The 21,121-nt window shown below is 73.1% G+C and carries 19 protein-coding genes and 2 tRNA genes; 9 read left to right on the forward strand and 12 right to left on the reverse strand.

Annotation, left to right across the window (positions count from 1 at the left end):
• Position 1: 1 nt before the first annotated feature.
• A complete protein-coding gene (locus GA0070611_RS17855; protein ID WP_091665695.1) occupies positions 2 to 835 on the reverse strand; it encodes a phosphoribosylaminoimidazolesuccinocarboxamide synthase in 834 nt (277 codons plus the stop codon).
• Between the two features lie 241 nt (positions 836 to 1,076).
• Between GA0070611_RS17855 and GA0070611_RS17860 the strand changes: the two genes are divergently transcribed.
• Positions 1,077 to 2,396: an ABC transporter substrate-binding protein gene (locus GA0070611_RS17860; protein ID WP_091665697.1), complete on the forward strand. Its 1,320-nt coding sequence runs from the start codon at positions 1,077 to 1,079 to the stop codon at positions 2,394 to 2,396.
• 121 nt (positions 2,397 to 2,517) lie between these two features.
• Here GA0070611_RS17860 and GA0070611_RS17865 read toward each other — a convergent pair whose 3' ends face one another.
• From GA0070611_RS17865 to GA0070611_RS17885, 5 genes are all read right to left on the reverse strand, one after another.
• On the reverse strand, positions 2,518 to 2,766 hold the full coding sequence (locus tag GA0070611_RS17865; RefSeq protein WP_091665699.1) for a hypothetical protein: 249 nt from the start codon (positions 2,764 to 2,766) through the stop codon (positions 2,518 to 2,520).
• Between the two features lie 217 nt (positions 2,767 to 2,983).
• Positions 2,984 to 3,057, reverse strand: a tRNA-Met gene (locus GA0070611_RS17870).
• A gap of 243 nt (positions 3,058 to 3,300) precedes the next feature.
• Positions 3,301 to 3,374 (reverse strand) — tRNA-Met (locus GA0070611_RS17875).
• 230 nt (positions 3,375 to 3,604) lie between these two features.
• The gene (locus tag GA0070611_RS17880; RefSeq protein ID WP_197675734.1) at positions 3,605 to 6,595 is read right to left on the reverse strand and encodes a UPF0182 family membrane protein; all 2,991 of its coding nucleotides are present in this window, start codon (positions 6,593 to 6,595) and stop codon (positions 3,605 to 3,607) included.
• Between the two features lie 132 nt (positions 6,596 to 6,727).
• On the reverse strand, positions 6,728 to 7,741 hold the full coding sequence (locus GA0070611_RS17885) for a YlbL family protein (RefSeq protein ID WP_167604442.1): 1,014 nt from the start codon (positions 7,739 to 7,741) through the stop codon (positions 6,728 to 6,730).
• Between the two features lie 115 nt (positions 7,742 to 7,856).
• On the opposite strand from GA0070611_RS17885, the gene GA0070611_RS17890 reads away from it, so the two are divergent.
• Positions 7,857 to 9,131: a zinc-dependent metalloprotease gene (locus tag GA0070611_RS17890; RefSeq protein WP_091665705.1), complete on the forward strand. Its 1,275-nt coding sequence runs from the start codon at positions 7,857 to 7,859 to the stop codon at positions 9,129 to 9,131.
• 133 nt (positions 9,132 to 9,264) lie between these two features.
• On the opposite strand, the gene GA0070611_RS17895 is transcribed toward GA0070611_RS17890, so the two are convergent.
• Both GA0070611_RS17895 and GA0070611_RS17900 read right to left on the reverse strand, forming a co-directional pair.
• Entirely contained in the window at positions 9,265 to 9,924 is a 660-nt protein-coding gene (locus GA0070611_RS17895) for a hypothetical protein (RefSeq protein ID WP_091665707.1), read from the reverse strand.
• A 112-nt stretch (positions 9,925 to 10,036) separates the two neighbouring features.
• Positions 10,037 to 10,567 (reverse strand): M48 metallopeptidase family protein, encoded by a 531-nt coding sequence (locus tag GA0070611_RS17900; RefSeq protein WP_091665710.1) that lies wholly within the window; start codon positions 10,565 to 10,567, stop codon positions 10,037 to 10,039.
• Positions 10,568 to 11,059: 492 nt separating this feature from the next.
• Between GA0070611_RS17900 and GA0070611_RS31345 the strand changes: the two genes are divergently transcribed.
• From GA0070611_RS31345 to GA0070611_RS17915, 3 genes are all read left to right on the forward strand, one after another.
• A complete protein-coding gene (locus GA0070611_RS31345) occupies positions 11,060 to 11,227 on the forward strand; it encodes a DUF5679 domain-containing protein (protein WP_007464795.1) in 168 nt (55 codons plus the stop codon).
• 205 nt (positions 11,228 to 11,432) lie between these two features.
• Entirely contained in the window at positions 11,433 to 12,560 is a 1,128-nt protein-coding gene (locus tag GA0070611_RS17910; RefSeq protein ID WP_091665715.1) for a TOMM precursor leader peptide-binding protein, read from the forward strand.
• A complete protein-coding gene (locus tag GA0070611_RS17915) occupies positions 12,557 to 13,903 on the forward strand; it encodes an ABC1 kinase family protein (protein WP_091665717.1) in 1,347 nt (448 codons plus the stop codon). Before GA0070611_RS17910 ends, GA0070611_RS17915 begins: the two co-directional genes overlap by 4 nt.
• Before the next feature lie 312 nt (positions 13,904 to 14,215).
• Here the strand turns inward: GA0070611_RS17915 and GA0070611_RS17920 are convergent, their stop codons facing one another.
• From GA0070611_RS17920 to GA0070611_RS17930, 3 genes are all read right to left on the reverse strand, one after another.
• Complete coding sequence (locus GA0070611_RS17920; protein ID WP_091068617.1) at positions 14,216 to 14,581, reverse strand: WhiB family transcriptional regulator; 366 nt, start codon at positions 14,579 to 14,581, stop codon at positions 14,216 to 14,218.
• Positions 14,582 to 14,719: 138 nt separating this feature from the next.
• A complete protein-coding gene (locus GA0070611_RS17925; RefSeq protein ID WP_091665720.1) occupies positions 14,720 to 14,974 on the reverse strand; it encodes a hypothetical protein in 255 nt (84 codons plus the stop codon).
• Between the two features lie 130 nt (positions 14,975 to 15,104).
• Positions 15,105 to 17,264, reverse strand: a complete 2,160-nt coding sequence (locus GA0070611_RS17930) for an ATP-dependent DNA helicase UvrD2 (protein WP_091665723.1) — start codon at positions 17,262 to 17,264, stop codon at positions 15,105 to 15,107.
• A gap of 90 nt (positions 17,265 to 17,354) precedes the next feature.
• Here GA0070611_RS17930 and GA0070611_RS17935 point away from each other — a divergent pair, with 90 nt between their 5' ends.
• Positions 17,355 to 17,594 carry a mycoredoxin gene (locus GA0070611_RS17935; protein ID WP_091665725.1) on the forward strand — a complete coding sequence of 80 codons (240 nt, stop codon included), beginning with the start codon at positions 17,355 to 17,357 and terminating at the stop codon, positions 17,592 to 17,594.
• A 63-nt stretch (positions 17,595 to 17,657) separates the two neighbouring features.
• Here the strand turns inward: GA0070611_RS17935 and GA0070611_RS17940 are convergent, their stop codons facing one another.
• Entirely contained in the window at positions 17,658 to 18,959 is a 1,302-nt protein-coding gene (locus tag GA0070611_RS17940; RefSeq protein WP_091665727.1) for an MFS transporter, read from the reverse strand.
• 233 nt (positions 18,960 to 19,192) lie between these two features.
• Here GA0070611_RS17940 and GA0070611_RS17945 point away from each other — a divergent pair, with 233 nt between their 5' ends.
• From GA0070611_RS17945 to GA0070611_RS17955, 3 genes are all read left to right on the forward strand, one after another.
• Complete coding sequence (locus GA0070611_RS17945) at positions 19,193 to 20,173, forward strand: helix-turn-helix domain-containing protein (RefSeq protein ID WP_091665729.1); 981 nt, start codon at positions 19,193 to 19,195, stop codon at positions 20,171 to 20,173.
• Between the two features lie 73 nt (positions 20,174 to 20,246).
• On the forward strand, positions 20,247 to 20,486 hold the full coding sequence (locus GA0070611_RS17950) for a DUF397 domain-containing protein (protein ID WP_091665732.1): 240 nt from the start codon (positions 20,247 to 20,249) through the stop codon (positions 20,484 to 20,486).
• Between the two features lie 212 nt (positions 20,487 to 20,698).
• On the forward strand, positions 20,699 to 20,968 hold the full coding sequence (locus GA0070611_RS17955; protein WP_091665735.1) for a hypothetical protein: 270 nt from the start codon (positions 20,699 to 20,701) through the stop codon (positions 20,966 to 20,968).
• Positions 20,969 to 21,121: the final 153 nt, after the last annotated feature.

Genomic DNA, 21,121 nt, shown 5'->3' on the forward strand with positions numbered 1-21,121 from the left:
GTCAGTCCCAGCGGTTGCCGGTGAGCTTCTCGTAGACCTCGACGTACCGGGCGCGGGTCGCCTCGACCACCTCGGCCGGCACCTCCGGGGCGGGCGGCTGCTTGTCCCAGCCGCTGCCGGTGGCCCAGTCCCGCACGTACTGCTTGTCGTAGGAGAACTGCGCCCGACCCGGCTGGTACGACTCGGCCGGCCAGAACCGGGACGAGTCGGAGGTGAGCACCTCGTCGGCGAGGACCAGGGTGCCGTCCGGCGCCCAGCCCAGCTCGATCTTCGTGTCGGCGACCAGGATGCCCCGGTCGGCGGCGATCTCCGCGCCGCGCCGGTAGACGTCGATGGTGATCTGCCGGAGCCGCTCGGCGGTCTCCGCGCCGACCTTGTCGACGACCTGCGCGTACGTGATGGGCTCGTCGTGCTCGCCCTTGGGCGCCTTGGTGGACGGGGTGAAGATCGGCTCGGGCAGGATCGACGCCTCGACCAGGCCCCGGGGCAGCTCCACGCCGGAGACAGCACCGGTGCGCCGGTACTCGGTGAGGCCGCCGCCGGTCAGGTAGCCGCGGGCCACGCACTCCACCGGCACCATGTCCAGCCGGCGGCAGCGGATCGCCCGGCCGGCGAACTCGGCCGGGACGTCGGTGGCCGAGATGACGTGGTTCGGCACCAGGTCGGCGAGCTGCTCGAACCACCACAGCGACAGCGCGGTGAGCAGTCGGCCCTTGTCCGGGATCGGGGTGGGCAGCGCCACGTCGTAGATCGAGATCCGGTCCGACGCGACCAGGATCAGGTCGTCACCGTCGGCATAGACGTCCCGGACCTTGCCCGAGTGCAGAAGTTCCACGGCGCCTAGTACACCACGCGCCGGCGGGCCTTCCGGGACGGCCACCGGACGTCCCACTCCGCGCGAACGGGCCCGGCCGACGGTGCGTTCCGGCCCGTGTCCGGCCGGGTACGCGCCGCAGCACCTGATCTTCCCAACCGGTACCCGGGTCGCCCGGACGGCGCCGGCGTTGACACCCCGCCCCACCGCCTGTGTAAATGGTCCGTCCGCCGCAGCCGCCCGCGTCCCCAGGAGACCGCCCGTGCGCGCACCGCAGCCCGCCCCCCGCCCCGGCGTCGACCGGCGGCGGCTGCTCGGGGCACTGACCGGGCTGCCGCTGCTCGGCGGCGGGCTGGCCGGCTGCGGGCCGGAGGAGGAGATCCGGACGCCAGACGAGCCGCTCGACCTGTCGGTCTTCTGGTGGGGCGGCAACCGGCGCGCCGACGCCACCGAGAAGGCGCTGCGCCTCTACTCCCAGCAGAACCCCCGGGTGCGCTTCAAGGTCACCTGGCAGAGCCTCGGCGGCTACTACGACCGGCTGGCGACCCAGGCCACCGGCGGCAACGTGCCCGACCTGTTCCAGATCGACGACACCCTGCTCACCGAGTACGCCCAGCGCGAGATCCTGCTCGACCTCAGCCCGTACGTCACCGACAACCGGCTGGACCTGCGCGGCCTGCCGCAGCCCCTGGCCCGGTACGGGCAGGTCGACGAGCGGACCGTGGCGGTCCCGGCGGCGCAGACCAACGTCGCGCTGGTCTACAACCGGGACCTGCTGCGCCGCCTGCGCGTACCGGAGCCGCAGGCCGGCATGTCGTGGCGGGACTACACGCGGTGGGCCGTCCGGGTGACCCGGGCCTCCGGCCGGCGGGTCGCCGGCACCATGGACCCGTCCGGCGACTACCGGGCGCTGTGGCTCTGGCTGCGCGCCCAGGGCAGCGAGTTCTACCAGGGCCGGCAGCTCGGTTTCAGCTCCGCCGAACTGCTCGACTGGTTCGAGTTCTGGGAAGTGGCCCGGTTCGACGGGGCCACCCCGAGCGCCAGCCTGATCGAACTGGCGGACACCGGCGAGCCGGCCCGCCAGCTGGTGGTCACCGGGCACACCGCCGCCTCCTTCGCCTGGTCGCACCAGTTCGCGGAGCTCCAGCGCGAAACCGACGAGGAACTGGCCATGATCGCCCTGCCGGGCACGCCCGCCGCCCAGTGGCCCCGGGCGTCGATGTACTGGGCCGGCTTCCGGGGCACCCGCCGGCCCGCCCTGGTCGCCGAAGTGATCAACTTTCTGACCAACAACGTGGCGGCCGGCCGGATCCTCGGCATCGAGCGCGGGCTGAACCCCAGCCTGTCGGTCCGCCGGTTCGTCACCGACGCCGTCACCGACCGGCCCGGGAAGGAGCTCGTCGCACTCGGCGCCGGCCTCGCCGACCTGATGGGGCCGGCACCCGCTCCCCCGCCCAGGGGCCACGCCCGGGTACGCGCCCTGTTGATCGCCGCCGCCGAGAGCATCCGGTCGAAGCAGGCCGGCGCCCGGTCCGCGACGTCGAAGTTCATGGCCCAGGCGAACGCCGCCCTGGCCGCCTGACCGGACGCCCGGCCGCAGGCTCCATCTCGGCGTGGCCGGACGGGGGAACGTCACGGATGCCCGCGCGTGCCGGTGACATCCGTGACGTCCCGTCGGTGGCGCGCCGCCGACGACCGCCGGGTCAGCGCGGCGGGCCGCCGCGCCGGTTGCGCATCAGCCGCAGGACGAGCAGCACGATCACCACGACCACCACGAGGCAGCAGAGCAGCCCGAGGAATCCGCCGCCGCCCCGGGACCGCCGCCGGGCGGCCTCCACCACCAGCTCGCCGGTGCCCGTGGAGGCCCACGCCGCGACCGGTACGAACACCGAGAGCACCACCGCACCGAGGACCGCGCCGAGCCGGCCCCACCACCTGTTCGAAGCAGACATGACCCCATCCTCGCCGAGACGCGCAACAACGGCAGGACGACGACCCGACGGGTGTCCGGGACCGCCTGGGCCAGCCCTTCTCGGCGGAGCCGGCCGCAGCCGTCGACCTGTCTGCGCACCGGGGCCCGGCGGGGCCGCGCAGCCCTTCCGCACAGTCGCCGGTGGGGCCGGAAAGGCGAAAGGCCCCGGAGTGAACTCCGGGGCCTTTCGTGACGAGTAGCGGGGACAGGATTTGAACCTGCGACCTCTGGGTTATGAGCCCAGCGAGCTACCGAGCTGCTCCACCCCGCGTCGGCTTCTACAGCCTATCGCATCCCCGCGGTGGAGATCAGCCGGGTCCCCAACCCGAGTCCGCACCCGTGGACCGCGACACGCCCGTCGCGCCCCGCGATCTTGCAGTTACTGCCCGCTCGACGCCCGTCATGCCCGTTTCGCCGGGGCAACAAGTGCAAGATCGCGGCGGTGGAGGCCGGGCACGGCGCGGCGGGGTACGAGAAAGGCCCCGGAGTGAACTCCGGGGCCTTTCCTCATGAGTAGCGGGGACAGGATTTGAACCTGCGACCTCTGGGTTATGAGCCCAGCGAGCTACCGAGCTGCTCCACCCCGCGTCGGCTCGTTAACCGTAGCCTACGGACCCCGGGCGGCGCAAAACGGCCCACCATCGGCGCTTTCACCGCCCGCCACCCGCCCGATCCGGCACCCGGGGGCAGGCGCGGTCCCGCCCACGGAACGGCCGTGGCCCGCCCCGGGTGCGGTCCCGTCGAGCAGGCCCACGGAACGGCCGTGGCCCGGAACCGCTACGGGTTCCGGGCCACGGCCGGTGTGTTCGGGGTCGGGGTCAGCCGTTCGGGGAGGGCGACGGCGAGACCGGCGGCGACGCGGTGGGGCTGCCGGTGGGCGACGGGGCCGCCGAGGGCCGGGCCGCCGCCTGGGCCTCCTGGAACGCCGTCATCGCCTCGTTCAGCGCCTTCAACGCCCGCCCGTACCGCTCGAAGTCGCCGGACACCTGCGCGGCCTTGACCTCTTCGATCGCGGCCTGCACCCGGTCGGCGGCCTGGGCCAGCTCGCCGGTGAGCACCGGCGGCGTGGTGCCACCACTCGGCGGCGGCGGGTTGGTGCCACCGGACGGGGGCGGGGCGCCGGTGCCGCTGCCGGCCCGCTTGCCCTGCTCGACCAGCTGCTTGATGCCGGCGGCCAGGTTGTCGGCCAGCACCACGTACGAGCCGCCGTCGCCGTACGAGAGCAGCACCTTCTGCAGCTGCGGGAACGCCTTCTCGGTGTTGCTCTTCACGTAGACCGGTTCGACGTAGAGCATCCCGTCGCCGAACGGCAGGGAGAGCAGGTTGCCGTACTGCACCTGGGCCTGGTTGCCGGAGGAGAGCAGGTTCAGCTGCTGCCGGATGTCCGAATTGGTGTTGGTCATCTGCTGGTGCACCTGCACCGGGCCGGCGGTCCGGGTCTGGTCCGGCAGCTCCAGCACCTCCAGCCGGGGCTGCCCGGCCACGTACGAGCCGGAGATCAGCGCGGCCAGGTTCTGCCGGCCGTTCGGGGTGACCGCCGCGGTGAGCTGGAAACGCGGTCCCTCGGTCTGCCCGGGGAACTGCGTGTAGAGGTAGTACGGCGGCTGCTTGGTCCCGCTGTCCGGCGCGTCCGGCACGTTGGGCACCTGCCAGAAGTCCTGCCCGGAGTAGAAGTCGCCGGGATCGGTCACGTGGAACCGGGTGAGCAGGTTGCGCTGCACCTTGAACAGGTCGGCCGGGTAGCGGAAGTGCGCGGCCAGCTCCGGCGGGATGTCCGCCTTCGGCTGCACCAGGTCACCGCCGAACGCCTTGTTCCACGCCTTGAGCACCGGGTCGGTCTCGTCGAACGCGTAGAGCCGGACCGTGCCGTCGTACGCGTCGACGGTCGCCTTCACCGAGTTGCGGATGTAGTTGACGTTCTCCCGGGCGAGCTGGAAGGTGCCCCGACCGGTCAGCTCGTCGGCCGTCTCGGCCTGGAGGTTGACCCGCTCGGCGTACGGATAGGTCGCCGCCGTGGTGTAGCCGTCGATGATCCACTGGATCCGGCCGTTGACCATGGCCGGGTACGGGTCGCCGTCGACGGTGAGGAACGGCGCGACCTTCTCCACCCGGTCCCGCGGGTTGCGGACGTAGAGCAGCTTCGAGTTGTCGTTCACCGCCTCGGAGAGCAGGAAGTTCGACTCCTGCTCCTTGAGCGCGTAGAGCAGCCGCCGGCCGAACGAACCGATCTTGACGCCACCCTCGCCGGTGTAGGTGTAGTACTGCTCGCCGCCGGTCGAGGTGGGCCGGTCGAACTCCACGTTGCGGTCGCCGCGCTGCCCGACGATCGCGTAGTCGTCGGCCTCCATCCGCTCGCCGTAGTAGATCCGGGGCTGCTGGGCCGGGATCTGGTCGGTCGGCGAGGCGCAGCCCTGCGCCTCCTTGCCGGCGTCGCCGAGGAAGCCCGAGACGAAGTACGGCAGGCCGTTGCAGACCTGGTTGGCCGGGGCCGCGACCAGGCCGTACCCGTGGGTGTAGACGGTGTGCCGGTTGATCCAGTTGTTGTTCGGCAGCTCGCCGTAGTTGATCTCGCGCGCCCCGACCACGTAGTCGCCGGTCTTGCCGCCCACGGTGTACCGGTCGATGTCCAGCTTCGGACCGAAGTCGTAGAAGCCGCGCACCTGCTGGAGCTGGGTGTACGTCTCGGAGACCAGTTGCGGGTCGAGCAGCCGGACGTTCTGCACCACCGAGGTGTCGGTGGCCAGCGACGCCGGTGGGGTGAGGTTGCTCGCCGGATAGCCGGCGGTCTTCGTCCCGCCGAGCCCGAACGCGGCACGGGTCGCCTCGATGCTCCGCTCGATGTACGGCGCCTCCTTGTCCCGGGCGCTCGGCTTGACCTCGAAGGTCTGCACCGCCCACGGGTAGATGCCGCCGATGGCCACCGCCGAGACGCCGAGCAGCGCCAGCGAGATGCCCGGCCAGACCAGGTTCCGCATCACCGCGTTGGAGAAGACGATGATCGCGATCGCGACCACCACCGAGATGTACGCCAGGATCTCCTTGGCCGGCAGCAGCGCGTTGACGTCGGCGTACCCGGCCCCGTAGAGCTTCGCGCCCTCGTTGTACTCCAGCAGCATGGCCCGCCGGTCGAGCACGTACGCGATGGCCTTGAGCAGGACGAAGACGGCGACGAGGCTGCTCAGGTGGGCGCGGGCGGCGTTGCTCATCCGGTCACCGACGCCCTGCAGCCGCACCCCGCCGTAGATGTAGTGCACGGCGAGCGCGCCGAGCAGCGCGAGCACCACCGCGGTGAAGCCGACCCCGAGCAGGTAGCGCCAGAACGGCAGCTGGAACACGTAGAACCCGACGTCGACCCCGAACTCGGGGTCCTTGACGCCGAAGCTGCCGCCGTTGCGGAACAGCAGCCACTGGCTCCACCGGCCCTGCGCGGAGAGCCCGGCGAACAGCCCGACGAGGGTCGCCGCCAGGGCGATCCAGGTGCCGAGCCGCGGGGTCAGCAGCATCCGGTAGCGCTCCAGGGTGGCCTGCTCCGGGGAGTGCGGCCGCAACCGGGGCCGCAGCCGGTACGCCAGCCAGAGGTTGACCCCGACGATCGCCGCCATGCCGAGGCCGACCAGGAGGAAGAGCAGCAGGCGGGTGGTGAGCACGCCGGTGAAGACCTCGGTGTAGCGGACCTCGTCGAACCAGAGCCAGTCGGTCCACGCGTTGACCCCCCACCCGAGCAGGGTGAAGAGCACGAACACCCCGATCAGGACCCCGATGGTGACGCGTCCGCGCCGGCTCATCCTCGGCAGGGGGCTGCTACGCATGACCACTGTTGGCTCCGCACGCTCGATGTGATCGGCTCCGATCAGGGACCCAGAGTACGGGGTCTTCCTGAACACGTCGGGTCAAGGTCACGTCACGATCGTGCCCGCCGGCCGCCACGGCCGAGGCGTGCGTCAGCAGCGGGTCGGCTGCCCGCCCGCGCGCAGCGTCTCCAGCGCCTTCAGCGCGTCGTCCAGCGACCCGACCTTCAGCAACGGCAGGCCGGGCTGCGGGTTGGCGACCGCCTCGGCGCAGTTGTCGGCGGGCACCAGGAAGACCTTCGCGCCGGCCTCCTTCGCGCCGACCAGCTTCTGCGCGATGCCGCCGATCGGGCCGACCCGGCCCTCGTCGTCGATCGTGCCGGTGCCCGCGACCACCTTGCCGCCGGTCAGGTCGGCCAGCTCCAGCTTGTCCACGATGCCGAGGGCGAACATCAGGCCGGCGCTCGGCCCGCCGATGTCCCCGAGGTCGATCTTCAGGGTGAACGGGTGCGGCTGCTGCTGGTCGATCTCGATGCCGATGCGCGGCCGGCCGTCCTGCTCACGGCTGGTCACCGTGGTCGTGGCCGGGGTGCCGTTCCGGGTGTACCCGATCGTCAACGCGGTGCCCGCCGGCTTGGCCCGGATCAGCTCGGTGAGCTTGGACGCGCTGGTCACCGGGGTGCCGTCGACCGAGGTGAGCACGTCGTTCGGCTTGAGCGCCGCGGCCGACGGCCCGCCCGCGGTGACCGCCTTCACCAGCACCTGGATCGGGTAGCCCAGCTCGCGCAGGGCGGCGGTCTCGGCGCTGGTCTGCGAGTTCTGGAAGTCCTCGGCGTTGCGCTGCTCGACCTCCTCCTGCGACTCGCCCGGCGGGTAGACCAGCTCGCGCGGCACCACCGCCTCGTCCCGGGAGAACCAGCCGGCCAGCGCCGAACGCAGCCGCACGGTGGGCTGCACGCCGACCGTGGTGAGCCGCAGCTGGCCGGCGGAGGTGGACGTCGCCCGCCCGCTGACCTGGATGATCTCCTTGCCGTCGGCGGAGCCCAGGGTGTTCACCGTCGGACCGGGACCGAGCACCACGTACGGGAGGGGCACGCTCAGCACCCCGACGCTGAGCAGCGCGGTGAGCACTGCGCCCAGGAGTACGGTCACGCCGCGACGTCTCATGCGCCAGAGCGTACCGATCCGGGCGCGCCGGTCCGGCGCGGTGACCGCCGGACTTCGCCCTCAGCGCAACGCCGGTGGGCGCTACCTGCGGCGGGGCGCGCGTACCGTAGACGTCGTGCCTGATATTCCGTTCGGCTTCGCGCTCCCGGGTGGGCAACCACCAGACCCCAACGATCCCGCGCAGATGCAGCAGTTCATGTCGCAGCTGCAGCACCTGCTCTCGGCGCCGGGCAGCGGACCGGTCAACTGGGACCTCGCCCGGCAGGTGGCCGCGAGCCAGCTGGCCGCCAACGGCGACCCGGCGGTCTCGCCCTTCGACCGCAACACGGTGGAGGAGGCGCTGCGCATCGCCGACCTCTGGCTGGAGCCGGCCACCTCGTGGCCCTCCGGGATCCGGACGTCGGTCGCCTGGAATCGCAACGAGTGGATCTACAAGACCCTCGACGTCTGGCGCAAGCTCTGCGACCCGGTGGCCAGCCGGATGGTGGGCGCGATGGGCGACCTGGTGCCGCCGGAGGCCCGGGCCCAGCTCGGCCCGATGCAGTCGATGGTCGCCACGCTGGGCGGGGCGCTCTTCGGCGGCCAGCTCGGCCAGGCGCTCGGCTCGCTCGCCGCCGAGGTGCTCTCCGCCGGTGACATCGGCCTGCCGCTCGGCCCGGCCGGCACCGCCGCGCTCGTCCCGGCCAACATCAAGGTGTACGGCGAGGGCCTGGAGCTGCCCGAGGACGAGGTCCGCCTCTACGTGGCCCTGCGCGAGGCCGCCCACCAGCGGCTCTTCCAGCACGTGCCGTGGCTGCGCGGGCACGTGCTCACCGCGGTGGAGAACTACGCGGCGGGCATCCGGGTCAACCGGGAGGCGATTGAGGAGGCGATGGGGCGGGTCGACCCGACCGACCCGGAGTCGATGCAGGCGATCGCGCTGGAGGGCATCTTCACCCCGGAGGACACCCCGGCGCAGAAGGCCTCGCTGGCCCGGCTGGAGACGGTGCTCGCCCTGGTCGAGGGCTGGGTGTGCCACGTGGTCGACGAGACCGCGGCGGACCGCCTGCCCAACGTGGTACGCCTCAGCGAGGCGTTCCGCCGCCGTCGGGCCGCCGGTGGGCCGGCCGAGCAGACCTTCGCCGCCCTGGTCGGCCTGGAGCTGCGACCCCGGCGGCTGCGCGAGGCGACCGTGCTCTGGGCGGCGCTGACCGAGCAGCGCGGGATCGCCGGCCGGGACGCGGTCTGGGGCCACCCCGACCTGCTCCCCTCGGACGACGACTTCGCCCATCCGGAGGCGTTCGCCGCCACCGGCAGCGACCTCGACGACGAGCTGGCCACCTTCGACTTCACCGCCCCCGGCGCCCCGGAGGAGCCGACCCCGGGCGAGGACGACGACAAGAGGTCCTGACCCGCGCTGTCCTCCGCCGAGATCCGCGCAACTGCACGGAAACTGTGGCCTCCCACCCACCCGGAGGCCACAGTTTCGCGGAAGTTGTGCGGATCTTGCCGTGTGGCGGGGCGCGCGGGCGCGTGGGGTGGGGTCAGTGGGGGTGGGCGGAGAGCAGGGCGCGGGTGGCCTCCCAGCCCTCGACGGCCGGGTCGAGGGTGCTCAGGTCCGCCGGGCCGCGCAGCCGGCGCCAGCCGGCGGTGACCGCCACGTCCCCCGGCTCGGGAGCGGCCCGCCGGACGTCGGCCGCCGCAGCCGTGTCCAGGTCCAGCGCCGGCAGCCACTCCGGTACGGGCAGCCGCGCGGCCACGCCGAGCAGGCCGGCGCCGGCGCCCTCCACCGGGGCGAGGGCCACGGGCCGGCTGGTCAACGGCCGGAGCAGCTTGCCGATGATCATCCCGGGCAGGTCCGGCGCGTCGGCGACCAGCACTGCCGCCTGGTCGTACCCACCCGACCCGGGACCGACCACCGACCCGTCCTGACCGACGGGACCGGGCGTGGGGAGCGTGAGGGCGGCGAAGACGGCGTCGACGGTCGGTTCGGGCACCTCCAGCACGGTGGTGCCGGGCCAGACCACGGCGTCGGCGAGCCAGCGGTCGGCGGGGGTCACCGCCACCGCGGTCTCCGTCTCCTGGAGCGTGGCCAGCAGGTCGACGACGTCCTCGGCGAGCGCGGAGCGCCACCGGGTCGGGTCGACTCCCGGCGGGGTCCAGGCCACCGGTCCGAGCAACGCCACCACCACACGTCGGGCCATGCCCGACCCTAACCCGCACCGCCGGTCGACCCGCCCCCAAGATCCCCGCAGGTGTCCTCTCGGGACGCGGCAGGGCGGCAGTTCCGGGAGAACGGGTCCCGGACGGCGCGACTCAGTCGGTCAGCGGTACGCCGGAGGCGGCGGCGACCCCCTCCAGGTAGCCGCGGGCCCGCTCGGTCTTCGGGTAGCGCCCGACCAGGGCCCAGAACGAGGCGTTGTGGCTGGGCACGATGAGGTGGGCCAGCTCGTGCAGGAGCACGTAGTCGACCACCCACTCGGGCATGTCCTGGATCCGGTGCGAGATCCGGATGGTCCGGTCGGCCGGGGTGCAGGAGCCCCAGCGGCCGTTCTGGTTGGTCACCCAGCGGACGCTGGCCGGGGCGGCCACGGTGCCGTGCTCGGGCAGGTAGAGGTTGATCAGCCGGGTGGCCCGGGCGAGCAGCTCCGCGTCGGAGCGGGCGAGCCGGCCCTCCCGGGCGGCCAGCCGGGCCAGCATCCGGTCGACCCACTCGCTCTCCTCGGCGCGGGAGAACTGGTCCGGGATGAGCACCACGACCCGCTCACCGTCGCGGTACGCGGACACCGTGCGTCGCCGGCGCTGGCTGCGCCGTACCTCGACGACCGGCTTCCGCGTCGCGGCCATCACTGGTCCGCGCAGCCTCGGATGACTGTCACGAGGGAAAGCTAATGCGTACTGACCAGGGGTCCGCAAGAGTCAACACGACGACACGCGCCCGGAAAATGGTGGTTGGTCGTCAGGAGTCCTGAAAAATTTCTTTGCGGTGGACCTGGTGAGGGCCCGGGGCCGTCACCTGGCGGCCCCCGCACACGTTAAGTGATCTACGGATGGCCGGTGCCGCGGGGGGCACCCGAAGGGGTATCTGAGCGCATTCACCCGGCGTGTCCCCGCCAAACTGACTTATCCGACCTAACTCGGCATGCACACTCTCGACGTCGACTAGCTCACAGAGTCGACGCACAGCTGACATGGAACCGCCCAGACCTGGGTAGGGTCCGCCAACCAGCGGTCACACGCGTGGCCGCCGACAACCCCCCGGCGCCGGTGCCCCGCACGGCCCGCCGCAGGGAAACCGCCGGGACGACATGTCCGGTGGACGAGACGAGGAGGGCTACCGTGGCCGACCAGGCCCAGACCTACAACGGTTACTGCGTCAAGTGCAAGGAGAAGCGGGACTTCGAGGGGCACGTGGAGGTCTCGAAGACCGGCATGAACATGGCCAAGGGCAAGTGCCCGGTCTGCGGCACAACAGTGAACCGCATTCTCGGCAAGGCCAAGGTCTGACCCGTACGGGTCCGGCGGGGAGCGGGGCGGCCACCGGCCGCCCCGCTCCCCGCGGCGCGCCGGCAGCCGACTGTCGGCTGCACGACTCCGGTTACCGACCGGTTGTGGACAACCCCGCTCCGTCCTGTGGACAACCCTGGACAGGGGCGGGCGCACCTGTGGACAACGATCCACGCAGAGCGGGGACACGGTCACGATTCGTGGCATGAGCCACCCGACGCCGCTCCCCCGCCCCACCCTGCTGCCCGGCCTGACCCGCCTCTGGCGGGACCGGCACACCCTGCAACTCGGCCTGGCGCCCGGCCGCGCGGTCCTGCTGGAGGTCGCCAACCCCCGGGCCACCCGGCTGCTCGACCTGCTCGACGGCACCCGCAGCGAACGGGCCGTCCTCGCCCACGCGGCCACCGACCGGGTGGCCCCCGACGAGGCCCGCGCGCTGCTCGACACGCTCCGGGCCGCCGGTCTCGTCGTACCCGCGCACAGCCTGCTCCCCCGCGACCTGGTCGGTCCGGCCCGGGCCCGGCTCGCCGATGAGGCCGACGCGCTCGCCCTGGCCGTGCCCGCGCCTCCCGCGACACCCGCGCAGGTCGTCCGCCGCCGCCGCGCCGCCCGGATCCGGGTCACCGGCGCCGGGCCGCTCGGCGCGACGATCGCGGTCGGGCTGGCCCAGGCCGGCGTCGGGCACGTCCTCCCCGACCTGGCCGGCCCGGTGCGTCCGGCCGACCTGGTCGGCACCGGCCTGACCGCCGCCGACGTGGGCCGGCCACGGGCCGTCGCGGTCCGGGACGCGCTGCGCCGGTGCGCACCGGACACCGCCACCGCGCCGCCCCGGCGGGGCCGGATCGAGCTGGTGGTCCAGCTCGGGTCGGACCGGCCCGCCGCGCTGCTGGCCGCCGGGTACGCCCAGCGCCGCCAACCGCACCTCCTGGTCGACCTGCGCGGCGGGGTGCCGGTGGTCGGCCCGCTGGTCCGGCCCCCGGTCGGCCCCTGCCTGAACTGCCTCGACCTGCACCGGGTCGACCGGGACCCGGACTGGCCCCGGCTCGCCGCCCAGCTCGCGGTCGACCACGCCGAGCGGGCCTGCGCCGCCACCACCCGGCTCGCGGCGGCGGCGTACGCGGTGGCCGAGGTGCTCGCCCACCTCGACGGCGGCACCCCGGAGACCCTCGGCTGCGCGGTGGAGGTCACCCGGGCGGGTCGGTTCCGCCGTCGCCCCTGGGCCCCGCATCCGTCCTGCGGGTGCTCCGGGCGTCGCCCGATCCGCCGGTCGCCGCACCCGCTCCGGCTCGACCGCAGCAGCGGGGGCCCCGAGTCGGTAACAATGGCCGAGTGACCGACATCCCGCGCCGGGCCGTGTCCCGGACCGCCAAGCTCGCCGCTCTGCCGCTCGGCTTCGCCGGTCGGACCGTTCTCGGCATGGGCAAGCGGGTCACCGGCCTCGCGTCCGACGTCATCTCCGCCGAGATCCAGCAGCGCACCGCCGAGCAGCTGTTCAGCGTGCTCGGGCAGCTCAAGGGCGGGGCGATGAAGTTCGGCCAGGCACTGTCGGTCTTCGAGGCGGCGCTGCCGGACGAGATCGCCGCCCCCTACCGGCAGGCGCTCACCAAGCTCCAGGAGGCGGCCCCGCCGCTGCCGGCGGCGACCGTGCACAAGGTGCTCGCCGAGCAGCTCGGGCCGGACTGGCGGGACCGGTTCGTCGAGTTCGACGACACCCCGGCCGCCGCCGCCAGCATCGGTCAGGTGCACCGCGCGGTCTGGCGCGACCCCGGGTACGGCCCGAACGGCGGCCCGCTCCACCGGGACGTGGCCGTGAAGATCCAGTACCCGGGCGCCGGGGACGCCCTGCTCGCCGACCTGAAGCAGCTCTCCCGACTCGGTGGGATGTTCCGCGCCATCCAGCCGGGCCTGGACGTGAAGCCCCTCCTGGTGGAGCTGCGCGAACGGATCACCGAGGAGCTGGACTACGAGCTGGAGGCCGAGTCGCAGCGCGCCTTCGCCGCCGCGTACGTCGACGACCCGGACATCTACATCCCGGAGGTGCTGGACGCCTCGCCGCGGGTGCTGATCACCGAATGGATCGAGGGGACGCCGCTGTCGGAGATCATCCGGGAGGGCACCGAGGAGCAGCGTGACGAGGCCGGGCGGCTGATGGCGGAGCTGCACCTCTCCGCGCCGATGCGGGCCGGGCTGCTGCACGCCGACCCGCACCCGGGCAACTTCCGGCTGCTGCCCGACGGGCGACTCGGCGTGATCGACTTCGGCGCGGTGGCGCGGATGCCGGAGGGCACCCCGGAGCCGATCGGCCGGATCGCCGGGCTGGCGATCCGCGGCGACGCGGACGGGGTGGTCGAAGGGCTGCGCGAGGAGGGCTTCGTCGGCCGGAACGAGACGATCGACGCGCAGGCCCTGCTGGACTATCTCCAGCCGATGCTGACCCCGGTGGCCGAGGAGGAGTTCCGGTTCACCCGCGCCTGGCTGCGCGGGGAGGCGGCCCGGCTGGCCAGCCCCCGGTCGCCCGCCTTCCAGCTCAGCCGCCAGCTCAACCTGCCCCCGTCGTACCTGATGATCCACCGGGTGACGCTGGGTTCGATCGGGGTGCTCTGCCAGTTGGAGGCGAAGGCGCCGTACCGGGCGATCCTGGAGCGCTGGCTGCCCGGCTTCGCCCCGGTGGGCTGAGCGCCGGGACACGACATGCCGCGGGGGCGGCGGCCATCCGGCCGCCGCCCCCGTCGTACTGGGTAGGGATCTAGAGAACGCCCAGGTCGCGCGCCGACTGGCTCCGGCTGGTCATGGCGACGGTACGGGCGGAACGGGTTGCCTCAGTGCGCGTGGTGGTGCCGGCCTGAGGCCGGCGCATTCGCGCCCGGGACAACGCTTCGTGGAGTAGTTGCATCTCGGTTCCGTTCGGCAGGTACAGCATGTGACTTCTCTTCTCTGGCGGCCGGTGGAGGGACACCGGCACGGACGGTCGGGTTGGAACGGGGGTTGTCAGGCTGCCAGCCGGACCGCGCTGCGCGACTCGGACAGCCCACTGGCCGCCAGTCGCGCCTCGGCCTCGACCCGGAGCTGGGCGTCGCGGGCGAGGTCCTCCTTGCGCGGACGGCCCCGGGGCCGCTTGCGCGGGACGACCGCGCCACGCTCGAAGATCTCGCCGCCCCAGACGCCCCAGGGCTCGGCCCGCTCCACCGCCCCGGCCAGGCACTCGACGCGCAGCGGGCAGTCCCCGCAGAGCGACTTGGCCAGCTCGAGCTCGGTGGGCGAGTCGGAGAACCACAGGTCGGGGTCGAACTTCCGGCAGGGCAGGTTCGCCTCCACCTCGACGCTCACGTCGAGCGGGGCCAACGCCAGACTCATCTCCCGGTCACCTCTCTCTCACTTCGATCTCGTGGATCGCATTCCGACGTACTCGGCACTACGTGCGGTGCAAAAAACTAAGGCCGCGGATCCCGGTGTACGGGTTCCGCGGCCTCGAGGTGAGCCGGTGGTCTGTTGTCAGACCGGTCTACCTCGAGGTGGAACGCCGCGGACATCCGTGCGCTTCTTGGCGCCATCGATGCCCATGCCCGTGAAGCCACTGGTCCCCTCGACTCCGGTGAGCGGCGCAACGGTCAGGTTCAGCTCGGCCTGAATCCGGACCTGGTGCACCTGCGGAGCCGACGGTCGAGCGGCCAGGGCCACCCGAACAGCCGACAGCGGAGCGCAGGCAGCTGGCATCGCCGCCGGACGCTCGTAGATGTAGGTCTCCATTGATGCCACCTCCCTGACTTTCCTCGTGCCGACCATGGACTCGTCCCCCGTGAGCAGCCAGAATGGCGCCGCTCGCGAGGTGTGTCCTGAGGCTATTCCTCGCCGCCGGACGAGGGCAAACGATTTACGGCTAGATTTCGAAACTTTTCTGCGGGCAGACCTCGTCCACCTCCGCGCCGGCCACCAGGGCCAGCACGGTATCCCCGTAAAGTCCCAGTTTGCGGGGACCGATCCCGGCGATCGCGATCAGCTCCTCGGTGCGGCCGGGCCGCCGCTCGGCCAGCGCGGTGAGCGTGGCGTCGGTGAACACCACGTACGCCGGCACCTTCTGCGCCCCCGCCACCCGCTGCCGCCACTCGTGCAGCCGGGCGAACAGCCCCTCGTCGAGGTCGGAGGGGCAGGTCGGGCAGCGCCCCAGCTTCCGGTCCGCGCCGGCGAGCAGGGTGGCCCCGCAGATCCGGCAGGACACCACCTGGGTCCGCCGCCGCTGCTCGGGGCCGCGCCGGGCCGGGCCCGCGCCGGCCCGCTCGGTGCCGCCAGAGCGGTCGAGCTGCGGCAGGAAGCGCGAGGGCCGCCGGGCCCGACCACCGGGCGAGCGGGCCGCCGCGTACGACAGCCAGAGCCACTCCCGGGCCCGCGTGATCCCCACGTAGAGCAGCCGCCGCTCCTCCTCGACCTGCTCGGGGGTCTTCGCGTACGTGGTGGGCAGGGTGCCCTCGGCCAGCCCGACCAGGAAGACCGCGTCCCACTCCAGGCCCTTCGCGGAGTGCAGCGAGGCCAGGGTCACCCCCTCCACGGTCGGTACGTGCTGCTGGGCGGCCCGCCGGGCCAGCTCGTCGTTGAAGTCGCCCAGGGTCACCGGCCGCTCGATCGCGGCCGCCTCGCCGATCGGCACCACCTCGGGGGTGGCGGCGTACTCCTCGGCGAGCTGGACCAGCGCGGCGAGCGCCTCCCAGCGTTCCCGGGCCGCGCCGCCGGCCGGGGGCGCGTCCGGCGTCCAGCCGACCGCGGCGAGCCCTTCCACCACGGCGGCCGGCAGCGGGGTCTCCCCCGGGATGGACCGGGTGGCGGCGCGCAGCGCGATCATCGCCTGGCGCACCTCGGGCCGCTCGAAGAAGCGCTCCGCCCCCTGCACCACGTACGGCACCTCGGCCTCGGTGAGCGCCTTCTCGTACGCCTCGGACTGCGCGTTGGTGCGGAACAGCACCGCGATCTCCCGGGCCGGGGTGCCGCCGCCGACCAGCGCCCGGCAGCGGGCCGCCACCGCGGTCGCCTCGGCCGGCTCGTCGGTGAAGATCCGCAGCTCCGGTTCCGGGCCGGGCGGGCGCTGCCCGTGCAGTTCCAGCCGCAGCCGCGCCTCGGCGCCCCGGGCCTGCGAGATCACCGCGTTGGCCAGCCCGACCACCTGGGGCGTGGAGCGGTAGTCGCGGACCAGCCGGACCACGGTGGCGCCCCGGTACCGGCGCGGGAAGTCGACCAGGTACGACGAGGTCGCCCCGGTGAACGAGTAGATCGTCTGGCTGGCGTCACCGACCACGGTGAGATCGTCCCGGCCGCCCAGCCACGCCTCCAGCAGCCGCTGCTGGAGCGGGTTGACGTCCTGGTACTCGTCGACGACGAAGTGCCGGTACTGGCCGCGCACCTGCTCGGCGACGTCGGCGTGCTCCTCGATCCCCCAGACCGCGGCGCGCAGCATGTCCTCGAAGTCGATCACGCCGTTGCCGCGCTTGAGCTTCTCGTACGCGGCGAAGACCTCGGCCACCCGCGCCGGTTCGTACGGGGTGTCGCGCAGCGCCTTGGCCGCGGCCACCACGTACTCCCCCGGCTCGACCAGCGAGGACTTGGCCCACTCGATCTCGCCGGCCAGGTCCCGGGCGGCGGCGCGGTCGGCCCGCAGGCCGACCTTGGCGGCGGCCAGCGTGACCACCCGGACCTTGCTGTCCAGCAGCTCCGGCATCGCCCGCCCCTCCAGCAGCCGGGGCGCGAAGTAGCGGACCTGCCGCAGCGCCGCCGCGTGGAATGTCCGCGCCTGCACGCCGGCGACGCCCAGCGCGGTGAGCCGGGCCCTCATCTCGGCGGCGGCGCGGGCGGTGAAGGTGACCGCCAGCACGTGCCGGGCCGAGATGTCACCGCCGAGCGCGCGGTGCGCGATCCGCGAGGTCACCGCGCGGGTCTTGCCGGTGCCGGCGCCGGCCAGGATGCAGACCGGGCCGGCCGGTGCGGTCACCGCGGACCGCTGCTCCGGATCCAGCCCGGCCAGCACCCGTTCCGCCGCTGAGTGAACCACCACAGCCAGGAATCATCCCAGCTTCCCCCGACGTTGCACCGATAGCCTGGCTTGATCGTGAGCCGCCGGACAGGATCGTTGGAGGATCTTCACATGTTGACCATGTATTCCACCCCGTGGTGCGGCTACTGCCACCGGCTGAAGTCGCAGCTCGACCGGGAGGGCATCGCCTACGAGGTGGTCGACATCGAGCAGGACCCGAAGGCCGCGGACTTCGTGATGAGCGTCAACGGGGGCAACCAGACCGTCCCGACGCTGCGCTTCACCGACGGCAGCGCCCTGACCAACCCGTCGATCACGCAGGTCAAGCAGCACCTCGCCAGCCTCGGCTGAGCCACCGCGTACCCCTCGGGAGCGGCCGACCCCACGTCGGGGCCGGCCGCTGTCGTGCGTCGGTCAGGAGGGCACCGGCCCCGGCGGCGGGGGCGCGCCGACCACCTCGGGCTCGACGGCGGCCGGCGGCGCGGCGGTCGGGGCGCGGCGCGGGCGCGGGAGGCGGACCGGCGGGGTGGGCGGGGTGGGCGGGCTGAGCCGGCGGCCGTGCCACAGGTAGCCGCCGGCCGCGGTGGTGACCAGCCCCACCAGCACGAAGAGCAGCCGGTAGTCGAGCACCCCGACGAGTAGCGCGCCGGTGCCGATGGAGACCGCCTGCGGCCCGCTGACCAGCGCGTCCGAGGCGGCGGAGACCCGGCCGAGCAGGCCGGACGGGGTACGCCGCTGGATCAGCGTGTGCAGCCCGACCATGGTCAACGGCAGGGAGAGCCCGGCCAGCAGCAGCGCCAGCACCCCGAGCCAGAGCCGGGGGTACGCCAGTGCCAGCGCGGCCGGCCCGAACAGCGTCACCCCGGCCGCGAGCGCGCCCACCTCGCCGACCCGGCGGACCACGGTCGCGGAGAGCAGCCCACCGACCAGCCCGCCGATCCCCTGCACGGTGACCAGCACGCCCACGAAGGCGACGTCGCGGTGCAGCCCCTGGTCGACGTACGCGAAGATCAGCGACTCGGTGAAGCCCATCACCAGCGAGCCCAGCCCGTAGCCGAGCAGCGCCCGACGCAGCGCGGCCTCGCCGGCCAGGTGCCGCAGCCCGGCCGCCAGCTCGCCGGGCCGGCGCGGATCGGCGGCCGGTACGCCGGTCTCGGCGACCCGGAGTGGGCCGACCACCGCCGCGGCGGTGAGGAAGCCGGTCATCGCGAGCGCCACCAGCAGCCAGCCACCGACGGCCGCGTAGAGCGCGGCGCCGGCGAGCGGGCCGACCAGCCGCAGCCCCTGCCGGACGGTCTGCAGCACGCCGTTCGCGTCGGGCAGCAGTTCGCTGGGCACGAGCTGCCGGATCAGGCCGCTGAGCACCGCGCTCAACATGATGTACGACAGGCCGTACAGCGCGGCCACCACGTAGACGATCCGGACGTCGGCCCGGTCGCGGACGAGGAAGAGCGGGCTGAGCAGCACGGCGGTGGCCAGGTTGGCGGCCACGAAGAACGGCCGCCGGGGGTACCGGTCGACCAGCCAGCCGACCAGCGGCGCCAGCGTCATCGGCGCGATGATCGCGAAGATGGTCGCGCCGGCCAGGCCGTCCGAGCCGGTCAGGTCCTTCACCCAGACGGCGAGGGCCAGCAGCAGGACGGACTCGGCCGCCATGCTGGCCAGCACGGCGACGAAGAGCAGGCGGAAGTCGGGGCGGCGCAGGACGGTGCGCATCGGGTTTCCTCCGGCGGGGGTACGCCCGCAGGCGGGCGCGTGGGGGTGGGGCGCCGGGCCCGCACCCCCTCGTGCGGGACGTCGGGCACCCCTCCACAGTCCTCTTTTTGTCGTAAGACACGCCCTCGTCGGTCCCTCCGACGCCGGTCGCGCCGTCCATACTGACCGTGGGGGGCGAATTTCATACAGTTACCGTCGCGTCTCGCGCGGCGGTCGACGGAGAAGAGGACACCGTGCCTCCTGCCGCACCAGGCCCGATCCTGCGCCGCCGCAGGCTCGGCACCGAGCTGCGCAAGCTGCGCGAGCAGGCCGGCCTGACCGGCGATCAGGTGATCGAGCGGATCGGCTGGGCCTCCGCGTCCAAGTTGTCCCGACTGGAGAACGGCCGCAGCCGCCCCGACCCGGACGACGTCGCCGTCCTGCTCGCCCTCTACCAGGCGACTGAGGAGCAGTGCGCCGAGCTGCTGGCGATCACCAACGAGGCCGGCGACATGCGCGGCTGGCTCCGGAACTTCCCGGTGATGACCGAGCAGCAGCGCGGCTTCGCCGAGCTGGAGGCGGGCTGCTCGGAGATCTCCGAGTACAACCCGGTCCTGGTCCCGGGAGTGCTGCAGACCGCCGGCTACGCCCGGCACCGGATCATCTCCGCGGCCCGGGTCGCCGAGCAGGCCGGCGACCCCGAGGGCGGCGAGGACCCGGAGACCGAGGTACGCGCCCGCCAGGCCCGCCAGCAGCAGCTGCTGACCCGCCAGGACGCGCCCCGCTACACGGCGGTGCTGGAGGAGGCCGCGCTGGGCCGGCGGGCCGGTCCGCCCGACGTGCTGCACGCGCAGCTGGTCCACCTCTGCGAGCTGGCCATGCTGCCCAACGTCACCCTGCACCTGCTGTTGCGCGACACCCCGGTCGGGGACTGGTACCTCCCGCCGACCGCCTTCTCGGTCTACCGGTTCGCCGATCCGCTCGATCCGGAGACGCTGGCCATCGAAGGTGGGTTCACCGACGTCATGTCGACCGAGGTAAACACCCTAAATCGCTATAAAGTGGTGTTCGAGTGGCTACGCTCGGCAGCGCTCTCCGCGGAGGACACCCTCTCCTGGCTCTTCCAGGCGACGGGACGGCCCGACACGGCAGTCGAGTCCACAGTGGCGTTCGGGCCGGCAGCCGCGCCGGCCCAGCGCCGCCGGGACTCGGGGCGGCTGACCACGGACCGGTGACCCAGCCAGGGCTCCGGTCCCGCGTGCGGCGTCACTCGTCCCCATCGGAGCACTCCACACCAGGAGCAGAACCATGAACGAGATCCGCAACAGCTCGTCCGACCTCGCGCAGCAGCTCGCCGGTGCCGCCTGGCACAAGAGCACCCGGAGCCAGACCTCGAACTGCGTGGAGGTCGCGCCGCTGCGTACCGGGCCGGCGGTCGTGGCCCTGCGGGACAGCAAGGACCAGAGCGGGCCGGTGCTGCTGTTCAACCGGGCCGGCTGGCTCGGCTTCATCGCCGGCGCGAAGAACGGCCAGTTCGACCTGAACTGATCCGGCCACACCCGGGGGCCGTCGGCAGCACGCCGGCGGCCCCTTCGTTCGTCCACCCCCGACAGCCCCGCCGAACCGAGGTCCCCCGATCGGACGACGGCCGGAACCGATCATCGCGTTTCACTTGCTGGGACGACCACGCGGCGTAACATGTCGAAAGAGTGACGTGGAAGTTCCAGCGCGTATCCGTCCATCCGTACCGGAGGACACTCATGCGGTTCCTGATCGTCCGCACCGAGATCCGTGCCGTCGCCGCGACTGACCTCGCCGCCGTCTGGGCGGGCGGTGGTCGACTGCGCGACGAAACCACCGCGCCGGAGCCACGCCGCCAGGTCGTCCACGCCGAGGACCGGGAAGCCGCGCTGCTGCTGGCCCGGGCACTGGCCACGGTCGGGGCGGTCCGCGCCGGGCGGCACCGGGTCAAGGTGGTGCCGATCGAGGACCCGGAACCGGTGCACCCCTACCGCTGGGACGGCAGTTGATCCCCACCTGACGTCCGCCGTGGTCGGACCGGCTCCCCCGCCGCGTTCCTCGCCTCACCCGACCACGGCGGCCCCCTGTCCCCGGCCCGTGACCGTCGCGGCAACGACGGCCACGGGCCGGGGCCTGCTCAACCCGCCCCGCGCCCGCGCCCG

It is taken from the genome of Micromonospora auratinigra, from assembly GCF_900089595.1.
Taxonomy (GTDB): Bacteria; Actinomycetota; Actinomycetes; order Mycobacteriales; family Micromonosporaceae; genus Micromonospora; species Micromonospora auratinigra.

What these genes read in the sequence shown, in the direction of transcription:
- GA0070611_RS17865 (WP_091665699.1), bottom strand. Translation starts at nt 2,766, where the DNA reads ATGTCTGCTTCGAACAGGTGGTGGGGCCGGCTCGGCGCGGTCCTCGGT.
- GA0070611_RS17880 (WP_197675734.1), bottom strand. Translation starts at nt 6,595, where the DNA reads ATGCGTAGCAGCCCCCTGCCGAGGATGAGCCGGCGCGGACGCGTCACC.
- GA0070611_RS17885 (WP_167604442.1), bottom strand. Translation starts at nt 7,741, where the DNA reads ATGAGACGTCGCGGCGTGACCGTACTCCTGGGCGCAGTGCTCACCGCG.
- GA0070611_RS17895 (WP_091665707.1), bottom strand. Translation starts at nt 9,924, where the DNA reads ATGGCCCGACGTGTGGTGGTGGCGTTGCTCGGACCGGTGGCCTGGACC.
- GA0070611_RS17900 (WP_091665710.1), bottom strand. Translation starts at nt 10,567, where the DNA reads ATGGCCGCGACGCGGAAGCCGGTCGTCGAGGTACGGCGCAGCCAGCGC.
- GA0070611_RS17910 (WP_091665715.1), top strand. Translation starts at nt 11,433, where the DNA reads ATGAGCCACCCGACGCCGCTCCCCCGCCCCACCCTGCTGCCCGGCCTG.
- GA0070611_RS17920 (WP_091068617.1), bottom strand. Translation starts at nt 14,581, where the DNA reads ATGAGTCTGGCGTTGGCCCCGCTCGACGTGAGCGTCGAGGTGGAGGCG.
- GA0070611_RS17925 (WP_091665720.1), bottom strand. Translation starts at nt 14,974, where the DNA reads ATGGAGACCTACATCTACGAGCGTCCGGCGGCGATGCCAGCTGCCTGC.
- GA0070611_RS17935 (WP_091665725.1), top strand. Translation starts at nt 17,355, where the DNA reads ATGTTGACCATGTATTCCACCCCGTGGTGCGGCTACTGCCACCGGCTG.
- GA0070611_RS17940 (WP_091665727.1), bottom strand. Translation starts at nt 18,959, where the DNA reads ATGCGCACCGTCCTGCGCCGCCCCGACTTCCGCCTGCTCTTCGTCGCC.
- GA0070611_RS17950 (WP_091665732.1), top strand. Translation starts at nt 20,247, where the DNA reads ATGAACGAGATCCGCAACAGCTCGTCCGACCTCGCGCAGCAGCTCGCC.
- GA0070611_RS17955 (WP_091665735.1), top strand. Translation starts at nt 20,699, where the DNA reads ATGCGGTTCCTGATCGTCCGCACCGAGATCCGTGCCGTCGCCGCGACT.